Genomic DNA, 11,022 nt, shown 5'->3' with positions numbered 1-11,022 from the left:
TTTTTGCCTTTTCTATTTGATGAATTAGATATCCTCCCTATTTTTATTGAAGAAATTTAAAATGTACAGCTATGAAGAAAACATCATTTCAAGACTATTTGCCCTTCCTTTTGCTGGCAGTTGTCGCGATATTTGCATTGTTTGTACCAGGGGAGCTCCCTTTTGCTGATCCCAAGGGTCAATACAATACAGGTGACGTTGCCTGGATACTGGTGGCATCCTGCCTCGTGTTTCTGATGACCCCCGGGTTGTCATTTTTCTACGGAGGTATGGTTAACCGTAAAAACGTGATTTCAACACTGGTACAAAGTTTTATCGCTGCCGGTGTGGTTAGTATCGTGTGGGTAGCCGTAGGATTCAGCCTTGCCTTCGGTAAATCGATGGGTGTGAATGGTTTTGGTCTGATTGGAGATCCTTCAACCTTCCTGTTTTTCAGAGGCGTACCTTCCGGTGAGCCCTGGTCTCTGGCTACGACCATTCCTTTACTGGTATTCGCACTGTTCCAGATGAAATTTGCCGTGATCACTCCTGCTCTGGTAGTGGGTGCTGTAGCAGAAAGGATCCGTTTTACATCTTATGTACTATTTATGGTGTTATTCAGCCTGCTGGTTTATGCGCCTATCGCACACTGGACCTGGCATCCTGACGGTTTCCTGTTCAAATTGGGCGTGCTTGACTTTGCTGGTGGTACAGTAGTACACATCTCTGCTGGCTGTGCTGCACTTGCAGGTGTACTGGTACTGAAACGCCGTAAAGACCATATAGAAAAGAAAGAACTGCAACCTGCCAATATTCCTTTCGTACTGTTAGGTACTGGCCTGCTCTGGTTTGGATGGTTCGGTTTCAACGCCGGTTCCGCACTGGGTGCTAATGGTCTGGCTGCTTCCGCTTTCGCTACTACTAATACTGCTGCTGCCGCTGCTGGTTTATCCTGGATCTTCTTTGATGTGATCCGTGGCCGTAAGCCTTCCGCACTGGGCTTCTGTATCGGTGCTGTAGTTGGTCTGGTAGCTATCACTCCTGCTGCAGGTTACGTAGGTATCCCACAGAGCATCATGATAGGTTTTGCTTCGGCTATCGTTTCCAACCTGGTAGCTCACTATAAATCCAAAACCGCTATTGACGATACACTGGATGTATTCCCTTGTCACGGTGTAGGCGGTATGGTTGGTATGCTGCTCACCGGTATCTTCGCCAGCAAGAACGTAAATGGTGCTATCAGCGATGGCCTGTTCTACGGTGGCTTTGAGCTCTTCAAAAATCAGGTGATCGGATTAGTGATCGTAGTAATATATAGCTTCGTGGTTTCTTACGGAATCTTCAAGCTGATTAACATGATCCACCCGCTTCGTGTAAGCGATGAAGAAGAGGCACTGGGTCTGGATGCTACACAGCACAACGAACAGTATCATCCTGCAATGATGAGTGTAGCCGACAACGGTACACTGAAAGAAGAGCAGCTGATTCACTAAGCGCATAATAAGACATTGACATAGTTTGACACCCAAATGTTAGAATAGCTAATAATCGAACTGGGAAATAAAAAAGTAAACAGTATTTTATTTTATCAACCAGAATTACTTTATCAACCAATATCTCTGTAGTATTCCATGTAGATTCCTTTTCCGGTTGATTATTAGCTATTCTTTTCTCTTCCCTTATTTCCGGCCATAGACCAGCGAGTATAGAATTAACGAAACGATTCACGCACACCATTTTTATCAACCAAACCTCCTTGCATGAAAAAAGTTATATTGGTAGCATTTGCTGCCTGTCAGGCGCTTATTGCGCATTCCCAGACTGCTGCTGATACAACTAAAGCCCCATCGCTTAAGCTTTCCGGCTCTGCAGACGTCTATTATCGTTACAATTTCAATGGCAACATTGATAACAAAACAAGCTTCACCAATTCTCACAACAGTTTTGAATTGGGAATGATCTCACTTAAAGCCGAGCATGAATTTAAAAAAGGAAGTATAGTGGCGGATGTTGGCTTTGGCAAAAGGGCCGCTGAGTTTTCTTACAATGAAACACCAGATAAGACCAACACCGCGGAAGTGGTCATCAAACAACTGTATGTAGGCTACCAGGTCCTGGATAAACTGAAGATCAGTATGGGAAGCTTCGGTACTCATGTAGGATATGAGCTACTGGATGCATACCTGAACAGGAACTACAGCATGAGTTATATGTTCAGCAACGGTCCCTTCTTCAGCACCGGTGTCAAGGCCGATATCACTATCAGCTCCGCATGGACGGCTATGGTGGGGGTCTTTAATCCGACCGATTTTAAATCCGCTTCCTGGACCAATAACAAATATATCGGTGCGCAACTGGGGTATTCTTCTACCCAGGCGCCCCTTAAATTATATCTCAACTACCTGGAGGGCAAGGACACCAGCGGTATTCAGAACCACCAGATCGATTTTGTCGCTACTTACCAGGTGAACAGTGTACTGGGGCTGGGGTATAACGGTACGATGAGTACATACAATAATACCCGCGACAAAGAAGGACTTGAAAGTTCCAAACAATGGTGGGGATCTGCCGTATATGTTAACCTGGATTTCAATGAAAAGCTGGGTCTGACTGTACGTGGTGAATACTTTGATGACCAGGATGCCTTGAAAACCTTTAGTGGTACAGATGGTGGTAATGTGCTGGCAGGCACACTTTCGCTGAATTATAAGGTAGGTAATCTTACTATTGTTCCCGAGTTCAGAGTGGATAAGGCTTCAGTGGATATCTTCCAGAAGAAATCCGGAACGCCGGTGGGCACATCTCCCAGTGTATTACTAGCCGCTACATATCATTTTTAAGCAGTAGCTCCTGCTGCCTTATGCTCTTCTTTCCGGACCGAAGGTCTGGAGGGAAGGGCATAGGCCATTCTTATTACTGGGTAAGGAAAATAATTTTTTTATTTTGTGCGCAAAACTGATTACATGCTGCAACCCTCCACGTTGAAGTTCTTAAAGTTATTAAGTAAGAATAATAATAAAGTCTGGTTTGACGAGCATAAATCCGATTACCAGAAGGCGAAAGCCGATTATGAAAGTGTGGTACAGCAGATCCTGGATGGTTTATGCAAACAGGACCCTGCTATTGTAGGTTTACAGGTAAAGGATTGCACTTTCCGCATATACAAGGACGTCCGTTTTTCAAAAGATAAAACGCCTTACAAGACCAATATGGGTGCGGCTTTTGCACCTGGTGGCCGTAAAACGCCCCGTCCAGGTTATTACTTCCACCTGGAACCGGGAGGCAATAGCTTTGCCGGTGGCGGATTGTGGATGCCCGAAGCCGATGCACTGAAAAAGGTAAGGCAGGAAATAGATTACAACTTTGAGGAATTCCAGCAGATCATCTCCAATAAAGACTTCATCCGCTATTTCGGTAAAATAGAAGGAGAATCGCTGAAGACTGCACCACAGGGCTACCTGCCAGATAATCCGGCCATCGCGTACCTGAAGTTGAAAAGCTTCACGGTATGGCATCACATTTCTGACGACGCTGTCACACAGCCCGCACTGGTAAGAGAAATTCTGAAAATATTTGCTGTAATGCAGCCCTTTGTCAAGTTCCTTGACAGAGCGCTTTATTCGGAATAGTCAGGTAATGCTTCGGGGTGAAAATAATATCAACAGGTCACTGTCTGTCATCACAGATGGGTAAGCCAAACAATGCACCCTGAAATTACGCTGTCATCTGCCGGATACATATACGCCGGTATACATATTTATGCCGGCAGATGATTACAGCTCAATAAGTTTTAACGGGTTAGTTCTTGTGGATCAGGAATTCGAATGGTCTTGCCTTGCGGTTCTTTAACAGATTTTCTTTGTCTGTTTTAGTGTGCGCAAAACGTTGATTGTACACGTTGGCAACCTCAATAATCGGGATTATGCCGTCCAGTGTATCATGTTGATCCACAATGTTCATGATGCGGGACACCTGTGAAGAAAAATTAGAACTCCACTCTTCAGTAAATTTGTGCATCAGTAGCAGCTCGCGATTGGCGTTGGTTTTCATAGGACTTAAGGGTGTTTACGGATTTGTGAATTTTAGTTCTTCGGCTTCTTACTTTCTTTAAAAAATGACTTTTATGGAACAGTAAGTTGGCATAGGATTATTGATACCAAAATTGGATTTTATCTAGCAGAAAGCAATACTACTTCTGTGTAATTTTTGTCAAAGTGATACTTATTTCTCATCAAATTGATACTAAAAGAGCAAGTGTAAGGACACTTGCTCTCTTTTATTGTAAAAAAATCGTTTATACGTTCGCGAAAAGATCCTTTTGAGGGTCATTCCGGTCCTTAGATGTTGTCACTCAGATCCATTTTTGCGCATGCAGGTACTCCGCTATCTGAACAGCGTTGGTTGCAGCGCCTTTACGCAGGTTATCTGCCACGATCCACATATTCAGTGTCTTTTCCTGTGTTTCATCACGACGGAGACGGCCTACAAACACTTCATCCTTCTCATGTGCATCTTTCGGCATAGGATACTGCGCTTTGGATGGATCGTCTACTACAACAACACCAGGTGTTTTCTCCAGTATCGCACGTACATCAGCCAGTTCATACTCCTTATCGAAAGCAACGTTCACTGATTCACTGTGACCACCTATTACAGGTATACGTACAGTTGTAGCGGTTACACGGATCTTGTCATCTCCCATGATCTTAACGGTTTCTTTCACCATCTTCATTTCTTCTTTCGTATAACCGTTATCGAGAAATACATCGATCTGTGGGATCACGTTCAGATCTATGCGATGTGCATAAGCTTTTTCTCCTTCCACACCATTACGCTCGTTCATCAGCTGGTCTACCGCTTTTACGCCGGTACCTGTTACTGACTGGTAAGTAGATACTACCACGCGGTTGATGTTGTACTTTTCATGTAAAGGATTCAGCACAAGTACCATCTGGATGGTAGAGCAGTTTGGATTGGCAATGATCTTATCTTCAGGCGTCAGTGTCTTACCATTGATCTCAGGTACTACCAGTTTTTTGGTAGGGTCCATTCTCCATGCAGAAGAATTGTCGATCACAGTAATACCTGCTGCTGCAAATTTTGGAGCCCATTCCAGGGAAGTACTGCCACCAGCGGAGAACAGTGCAACATCCGGCTTCATGGCAATTGCCGTATCTGCATTCACCACCTTATAAGGCTTGCCCTTAAATGTTACTTCCTTACCAACAGACTTCTCAGACGCCACGGGAATCAGTTCTGTAACCGGAAAATTTCTTTCGGTCAATACTTGTAACATTTTTGAGCCTACCAGCCCGGTAGCTCCTACTACGGCAACTTTCATTGTTTTTACATTTTAAATTTTTGGAAATGCAAATTTAACACAACCTGTGCGGTTTTCAATGTTTACGCCAGAATCATAGAAATTCACTAAATTTCTGCCTAAACCAACCTACTTTTTTAGACATGCGTATTTCCATTGTTTGTGCATGCCTGCTCCTGCAGGCTTCTTTCTCATTCGCACAAGTGAGCGAACAGTTTGATTATCAAAGCATTAATGAGGCGATTTCCTGGAAAGGCTCCGATACCGCCTGGCGGATTGAAAATGGTCGTCTGAAAAGCCATTTACAGCGACAAAGCAGTAGTTTCCATATCGCCACATCCTCTTCCCTGGCCCGCAATGCAATATGGGAATGGTGGCTGCAACTGGATTTCAACACTTCCTCTCTCAACTATGTTGACGTCTTTCTTACAGCAGACAGCGCAAACCTGCAGGGGACGGGCCTTAAAGGTTACTTCGTCCGCATAGGCAATACTAAAGATGAAGTGAGCCTCTATAGAAAAGACGGCAATACAGCCCCAGTCCTGTTGATTGACGGGCGTGATGGAATCACGAATCACACCTCTACGAAACTGAAGATCAGGGTGGTCCGGAAAGACGATGACTGGGAACTGTGGACAGATGAAAAGGCCGACGGCACTGCTTTTATCCGCGAGGGTACCGCCACTGATCATATGTACAATACTTCCTGGTTCATGGGATTTATAGTACGTCAATCCACTGCGTCCTTTTTTGGCCGCCACTACTTTGATAATGTAGTCGTCACCCCCATTGTAGCAGATACAACACCGCCAGTTTTAAACTCGTACCATCTGCGAGACAGTCGTACAATCACATTGTGTTTCAGTGAAGCACCGGATAGCGCCACGCTCTCACAGCCGGAACATTTCCGCTTATCTGTTCCCGGCAATACGCCCGACAGCATCTGGCAGGATAGCAGCCAGCCGGCTTGTCTGCACATCCAATTCCGGGATGTTTTTCCCAACGGAGATAGTTGCCGTTTGTCGATAGATGGAGTAAGAGACCCTTCCGGGAATGTCATGGAGCCGGCTACAGTAACCTTTCTATATTATACCAGCCGCGGATATGACGTACTTATTCACGAGTTTCTGCCACGGGCTTTGCCTTCCGCCGGTTTGTTGCCTGCACGGTTTGTAGAGTTGAAGAACAATAGCTCTTATGCCCTACAGCTGAAAGATTGGCGGATCGGAAACAGCAACCGGGAAGTTCCATTGCCGCAATATCTGCTGCCACCTGGTGGTTTATTGGTGGTCTGCGATAAAGGGAGCACAGATCTCTTCCCTGCCGACATTCCCATCATGGGTATCAGCAGTTTTCCCGCTCCCGGCGACAGTGATATCATCACGTTGCGCAATGACAGTGGGATCCTGGTACATGCCGTCGCATATGATCGTAGCTGGTATGGCAACCCGATTAAGGAAAGAGGTGGCTGGAGCCTGGAAATGACTGACACCAACTGGCCCTGTGCCGGTAGCAGCAACTGGAAACCATCTACTGCACCGGCAGGCGGAACTCCCGGTCGGCCCAATACCGTAGCCGGGACAGGAACTAAGCCTCCTCCTGTATCACTGGTAAAGGCTTTTCCACGGGATACGATGATCTTGCGTCTGTCATTCAACGGTATTATGGATAGTCTTGAGGTAACTGAGCACTTGTATTATGCGTTCTCGCCTTCATTGCAGGTTGCCGCCATCACTGCTGATCCACCCTTATATAATAATATATCGGTCCACCTGACGACACCCTTATTGAAGGACACCGTCTATACAGTAGCCGTATCTGGCATAAAGGATTGTACCGGGCAGGAAGTGACTACTGATGGCGATATTGCCTTTGCCCGGGTCAGTACTGCAGACACTTTCGACATCGTGATCAATGAAATATTGTATGACCCTGCTTCCGGTGTGCCTGAATTTGTAGAGATTTATAACCGGAGCCGCAAAGCTGTGGACCTGTCCCGCCTGTATCTGGCCAGAAGAAAAGAGGACGGACAGCTGGACGACCCCGTCGCTTTGGGTGAACAGTCTTTATTATTGTTGTCAGGAGGCTATGCTGCCTTTACTACAGCGCCACAGTCCCTGTGTACATATTATGATTGTCTCGAGGCAACAGCTATTCATAAAATAAACCTGCCCGCGCTGATAAATGGAGAAGGCACAGTAGTACTCTTAAATGAGGGCGGGCAGATATTGGATGAGCTGTATTATTCTGACAAGATGCATGTAGCACTGGCTGACAACACCCGGGGCGTTTCACTGGAACGTTTGCTGCCGGACAGTCCAACACAGGATAAGTATAACTGGCATTCTGCCGCGGCTACTGTGAAATATGCGACCCCAGGTTACCGCAATTCACAGCAGGTTCCCGTTGCTGAAGTTCAGGGCGACCTGACCGTACAGCCAGCCGTTTTTTCTCCCGATAATGACGGCCTGGAAGATCTTGTCATGGTCAGATATAATTTTCCCGGACCCGGTTATATCATAAATGTCACGATTTTTGATGCAGAGGGCAGGCCGGTAAGGTACCTGGAAAGGAATACTTTACTGCCAGCTTCGGGATATATGACCTGGGACGGCCGGGGAGAATCGAACCGCGAGCTGGTATCAGGAATATACATCATCTTTGCGGAGGCTTTTAACGCCGAAGGAAAGGTCAGACATTGGAAATTGCCTATAGTACTGGGAAAAAGGTAGATTACTTGATTATGTCAAAAAAAATGGTTGATCAGGGCAATTATTAATAATAATTGGGGCGGCAGCCTTATTCCAATTTGTCGGATAGAAACGATTTTTTATATTTGCGCTTCTTAAAAATTTGAACATGCAGTATAGAGAAATAGTTGCAGTAACCGGTTTGGGTGGTTTGTTTCAATTGATTGCCAGCAAACAGGATGGCGCTATCGTAAGATCTCTGGAAGACAAGAGCACTAAATTCGTGAGCTCCCGTGTCCATAATTTTACTCCGCTGGAAAGTATTGAGGTATTTACTACCGGAGACAATGTGAACCTGGCCGAGGTATTTAAGGCCATGCAGGATCAGGAAGCGAAAACAGCCCCGGTGGATGCCAAGGCTGACAATAATGCTATCAAGTCTTATTTTAAAAGCGTGTTCCCTACTTTTGACGAGGAAAGGGTTTACGTCAGCGATATGAAGAAGATGGTAAAATGGTATGCCATCCTCAAGAGCAATGATCTGCTGAAATTTGAAGAAGCACCTGAGGATGGTCAGGAAGGTGCAGCTCTTACCGCAGATGCGTCCCCTGCTCCTGAAGCTGAAGTAGCAGAAAAACCAGCTAAAAAAGCCGCAAAACCTAAAAAAGCCGCCGCTAAGGATGCTGAAGAGGTAGCGACTGAAGAAGCTCCCGCTGAAAAAGCGCCTAAGAAAGCCAAAGCGAAAAAAGAGGAAGCACCTGCTGCTGAAGGAGAAGAAGCTCCTAAGAAAAAGGCTGCTCCTAAAAAGAAGAAAACAGAAGAATAGTCTATATTCATACCTTATAGTAACAGACGCTGTGTGTGCAAAACATGCAGCGTCTGTTTTTTATATATAGCCCCATTTAGCCCTCACGCCCCGCTTAAATCTCAGTTATTGAGTATTAACCCCATCTACTTCTGATTTATAATCACGTGTTTATATAGAATACTTTTCAACTAAGCCTTGTAAGGCTGCTACTATAGTGTGTTCCGGGAGATAACCCATATATAACCCATATATAAGCCATATATGACCCATATATAACCCATATTTATAGAGATATGGGTTATATATGGGTTATATATGGCGAAGTAATGGGTGATCTATGAGTTATAATAGGGAAACAACCGAAGTAGACACAGTATACGACCATTATCAGTGCATATTACGTGCTCATTTTTGGGCATTACTGTCCCTGTGCGCTCATGACATTGGCGCATAATTTCTTATTTTAGTAGAATGAAGACTTTAGACGCAAATATTGAGAAACAGCCACGTAAGCTGTTACCGGAGAATTTTACGGTAACGACGTGGGACGCATTGCAGCCTTATTTTGAAGAACTGCAGCAACGGCCGCTGGAGAGTGTAACGGCCCTGGAGCAATGGCTGAAAGATATCAGTGAGCTGGAGGCTGTCATTAGTGAAGATGCCTGCTGGCGACAGATACGCATGACCTGCGATACAACGGATAAGTCGCTGGAAGAAGCATTTGCCTATTTCTGCATGGAGATCCAGCCTAAGCTGCAGCCATATGCGGATGCTCTGAATAAAAGATTACTGGCCAGTGAATGGGTGAAGGACCTGGACCAGGAACTATATGCTACTTACCTGCGTAATGTGCGGAAACAGGTAAAACTGTTCCGGGAAGAAAACGTGCCCATACTGGCAGAACTGAGCGTACAGTCGCAACAATATGGCACTATTGCCGGCAAAATGACCATTACGGTAAACGGACAGGAATACACCCTGCAACAGGCCGCCCGTTTCCTGGAGGGCAGTGATCGTGCTCTGAGAGAGGAAGTGTTTGCTAAAACGGCTAACCGTCGCCTGGAAGATAAGGATAAGCTTGACGAACTTTACACGACACTCGTGCAGAAAAGGGACCAGGTAGCGAAGAATGCCGGTTTCGCAAACTACCGGGACTATAAGTTCGAAGACCTCGGCCGTTTCGATTATACGAAAGAGGATTGTTTCCAGTTCCATGCCGCGATAAGGGAGCATATTATGCCTCTGGTAAAACGCCTGCAGGAAAAGCAGCGTAAAAAACTGGGTCTGGATGTGCTGAAGCCGTGGGATTCCGACGCCGAGCCAGCCGGAGTGAAGCCACTTGAGCCTTTCAAGACAGGGGAGGAACTGGTGAATAAGGCGATAGAATGCTTTGATGAACTGGGGCCATTCTTTGGGAATTGCCTGCGGGTAATGCAGAAAATGGGGCGTCTCGATCTGGAAAGCCGTAAAGGCAAAGCCCCCGGAGGATATAACTGTCCGCTGGCAGAAACCGGTGTGCCTTTCATCTTTATGAATGCCGCCGGTCAGATGAAAGACCTGACCACCATGGTACATGAGGGTGGCCATGCGGTACATTCCTTCCTGAGCCACGATCTGTCACTCAGCGCCTTTAAAGACTACCCGATGGAGATAGCGGAGGTAGCCAGCATGAGTATGGAGCTGTTTACAATGGATTACTGGAATATCTTTTTCAGCGATGAGGAAGAACTGCGCCGGGCTAAACTGCAGCAACTGGAGCGTGCTATTGTCATCTTCCCATGGATTGCCACAATTGATAAATTCCAGCATTGGGTATATGAAAACCCGCAGCATACTGTAGAAGAACGTACTGCCAACTGGAACAGGATCCAGGACGAATTCTCCACCGGGGTGGTTGACTGGAGTGGCTGGGAGTCTTACAGGTCTATAGGCTGGCAACGGCAACTGCACCTGTTTGAAGTACCGTTCTATTATATTGAGTATGGTATTGCTCAATTAGGGGCTATCGCTATGTGGAAACAGTACAAAGAGAATAAACAGCAAGCATTGGATAACTATGTCAATGCGCTTAGCCTGGGAAGTACCCGTACCCTGCCGGAATTGTATAAGGCCGCAGGCATCCGGTTTGACTTCTCTCCCGCTTATGTGAAAGAACTGGCGGAATTTGTTCAGAAAGAGATTGATAAGATCAGCTGATAGCAATATCAGAATAGAAACTAAAAATG

General features: G+C 45.8%; 8 protein-coding genes. 6 read left to right on the top strand and 2 right to left on the bottom strand.

Annotation, left to right across the window (positions count from 1 at the left end; translation table 11 throughout):
• Positions 1–71 precede the first annotated feature (71 nt).
• The 3 genes from L3C95_RS02315 (at position 72) to L3C95_RS02305 (ending at position 3,608) form a co-directional block, all read left to right on the top strand.
• A complete protein-coding gene (locus L3C95_RS02315) occupies positions 72–1,472 on the top strand; it encodes an ammonium transporter (protein WP_236384780.1) in 1,401 nt (466 codons plus the stop codon).
• 267 nt (positions 1,473–1,739) lie between these two features.
• Entirely contained in the window at positions 1,740–2,819 is a 1,080-nt protein-coding gene (locus L3C95_RS02310; protein WP_236384779.1) for a porin, read from the top strand.
• Positions 2,820–2,942: 123 nt separating this feature from the next.
• On the top strand, positions 2,943–3,608 hold the full coding sequence (locus L3C95_RS02305) for a DUF2461 domain-containing protein (protein WP_236384778.1): 666 nt from the start codon (positions 2,943–2,945) through the stop codon (positions 3,606–3,608).
• Between the two features lie 169 nt (positions 3,609–3,777).
• Here L3C95_RS02305 and L3C95_RS02300 read toward each other — a convergent pair whose 3' ends face one another.
• Together L3C95_RS02300 and L3C95_RS02295 are read right to left on the bottom strand one after the other, a co-directional pair.
• Positions 3,778–4,029 carry a hypothetical protein gene (locus L3C95_RS02300; RefSeq protein WP_089829114.1) on the bottom strand — a complete coding sequence of 84 codons (252 nt, stop codon included), beginning with the start codon at positions 4,027–4,029 and terminating at the stop codon, positions 3,778–3,780.
• Between the two features lie 301 nt (positions 4,030–4,330).
• Positions 4,331–5,320 (bottom strand): aspartate-semialdehyde dehydrogenase, encoded by a 990-nt coding sequence (locus L3C95_RS02295; protein ID WP_236384777.1) that lies wholly within the window; start codon positions 5,318–5,320, stop codon positions 4,331–4,333.
• Positions 5,321–5,442: 122 nt separating this feature from the next.
• Between L3C95_RS02295 and L3C95_RS02290 the strand changes: the two genes are divergently transcribed.
• The 3 genes from L3C95_RS02290 (at position 5,443) to L3C95_RS02280 (ending at position 10,993) form a co-directional block, all read left to right on the top strand.
• Complete coding sequence (locus tag L3C95_RS02290; RefSeq protein ID WP_236384773.1) at positions 5,443–8,031, top strand: lamin tail domain-containing protein; 2,589 nt, start codon at positions 5,443–5,445, stop codon at positions 8,029–8,031.
• A 127-nt stretch (positions 8,032–8,158) separates the two neighbouring features.
• On the top strand, positions 8,159–8,815 hold the full coding sequence (locus tag L3C95_RS02285) for a DUF5606 domain-containing protein (protein ID WP_236384770.1): 657 nt from the start codon (positions 8,159–8,161) through the stop codon (positions 8,813–8,815).
• 453 nt (positions 8,816–9,268) lie between these two features.
• On the top strand, positions 9,269–10,993 hold the full coding sequence (locus L3C95_RS02280; protein WP_236384768.1) for a M3 family oligoendopeptidase: 1,725 nt from the start codon (positions 9,269–9,271) through the stop codon (positions 10,991–10,993).
• The last annotated feature ends 29 nt before the right edge of the window (positions 10,994–11,022 follow it).

This window comes from Chitinophaga filiformis (assembly GCF_021646545.1).
Taxonomy (GTDB): domain Bacteria; phylum Bacteroidota; class Bacteroidia; order Chitinophagales; family Chitinophagaceae; genus Chitinophaga; species Chitinophaga filiformis_A.
Note: the sequence above shows the minus strand (reverse complement) of the source record. Positions and strands in the feature narration are given on the sequence as shown.

Bases quoted from the DNA above. Each gene is read 5' to 3' on its own strand.
- L3C95_RS02295 (WP_236384777.1), bottom strand. From the start codon at position 5,320: ATGAAAGTTGCCGTAGTAGGAGCTACCGGGCTGGTAGGCTCAAAAATG.
- L3C95_RS02280 (WP_236384768.1), top strand. From the start codon at position 9,269: ATGAAGACTTTAGACGCAAATATTGAGAAACAGCCACGTAAGCTGTTA.
- L3C95_RS02290 (WP_236384773.1), top strand. From the start codon at position 5,443: ATGCGTATTTCCATTGTTTGTGCATGCCTGCTCCTGCAGGCTTCTTTC.
- L3C95_RS02285 (WP_236384770.1), top strand. From the start codon at position 8,159: ATGCAGTATAGAGAAATAGTTGCAGTAACCGGTTTGGGTGGTTTGTTT.
- L3C95_RS02310 (WP_236384779.1), top strand. From the start codon at position 1,740: ATGAAAAAAGTTATATTGGTAGCATTTGCTGCCTGTCAGGCGCTTATT.
- L3C95_RS02305 (WP_236384778.1), top strand. From the start codon at position 2,943: ATGCTGCAACCCTCCACGTTGAAGTTCTTAAAGTTATTAAGTAAGAAT.
- L3C95_RS02315 (WP_236384780.1), top strand. From the start codon at position 72: ATGAAGAAAACATCATTTCAAGACTATTTGCCCTTCCTTTTGCTGGCA.
- L3C95_RS02300 (WP_089829114.1), bottom strand. From the start codon at position 4,029: ATGAAAACCAACGCCAATCGCGAGCTGCTACTGATGCACAAATTTACT.